We start from the raw sequence: 1240 nt of genomic DNA, 5'->3' as shown, positions 1-1240 counted from the left end.
AGGTCATTGGCATCCGTTGTAGACGTGCCTAGTTCATCAATCAGCTTCGCGATATCAGGGTTAGCAAGCAGCTTCTTTTCAATCGCATCAATCTTGGCCTTATCAGCCGGGTCTCGTCGTGCCACAGTAGTCATTCTGGTCCGTCTCCTCATGCAGGTTGGGAACCCACACACAAACCATCAGACACTCTCCCCGTTGGGAACGGCCTTCTTTTTGTGCGCTTACACGAACTGACGGATTAACGCGTACAAAGCCACCGTCACGATGAGCCCCTTCAGGAAAGTGTTGGACAGACGCTTTGCAATCCGCGCGCCCACCAACCCACCGAGCAGACCACCTACCGCAAGTACCGCGACGCCGACCCACAGGATCTCCGCATCAAAGAGAAAGAAGGCGACCACGTACACCATCGCCGCGATCGTATTCACGATCATGGATAGGAAGTTCTTCACCGGGTTCACGTCCTTGAACGGCCGGCCCGTGCCCACACCCATAATCGCCATGTACAGCACGCCTTGCGCCGCCGTGAAGAATCCGCCATACATAGACGCAAGGCCCATAGCCCCCACGAGTCCAGGACGCTTGTATGGCTTACCGACGACTCCCCCGCCCTCACTCATCCCATGACTCGCCGAGAACCAGGTGACAAACTTCTGCTGGAAGATAACCAGAATCAGGGCCACAACAATGAGAATCGGAATAACAAAGTCCAGAGCCGACGAAGGCGTAGAGAGCAACAGCAGCGAACCAGCCGCCGCGCCCACGATCGTGGAAACAATAAGCGGGCCCAGATACGGCATCTCAGCCTTCGTTTCCTTACGGAAGCCCCAAGCCGAACCGAACGACGCGAACATCATGCCAATCGTGTTCGTCCTCACCGCCATCCCCGGCGGCACGCCCATTGCCAGCAGCACCGGCAGGGTCAGAAGCGAACCAGACCCAACGGCTGAGTTAATGATGCCGGCCATGATGCCCATAGCAAACAACAACAGCGCAGAAAGAATAGTCATCGGGCCCGAACTCCTAACATCACACCAATAAACTTGAAGAAGATTGTATGTCTTAGCGCGCCAGCACACCCCGACGGGCGTGAAGATATGCCGCCATTGTTGGGTTGGTTTGACGATTGTGGAATCTGTTTCGTGTTTTCCCTGGTGGTGTGTGGGGGGTGAGAGGTAATAGTCAAACTGGGTATGCAAGTAACGCGGCACCCGTCACTGTGGTGTGGGGGTGCCGCGTT

At 55.9% G+C, this 1240-nt stretch carries 1 protein-coding gene and 1 pseudogene; both read right to left on the bottom strand.

Annotated features, from left to right (window positions below):
* Positions 1-134, bottom strand: a pseudogene (locus QP968_RS11300) (IS256 family transposase); the annotation flags it as partial.
* An 87-nt stretch (positions 135-221) separates the two neighbouring features.
* Positions 222-1010, bottom strand: a complete 789-nt coding sequence (locus tag QP968_RS11055; protein WP_284856445.1) for a sulfite exporter TauE/SafE family protein — start codon at positions 1008-1010, stop codon at positions 222-224.
* Between the last annotated feature and the right edge of the window lie 230 nt (positions 1011-1240).

The sequence above is a fragment of the Corynebacterium sp. MSK041 genome (assembly GCF_030232265.1).
Classification (GTDB): domain Bacteria; phylum Actinomycetota; class Actinomycetes; order Mycobacteriales; family Mycobacteriaceae; genus Corynebacterium.
The sequence above is the reverse complement of the archived record's forward strand: the minus strand, read 5'-3'. Positions and strand labels throughout refer to the sequence as shown.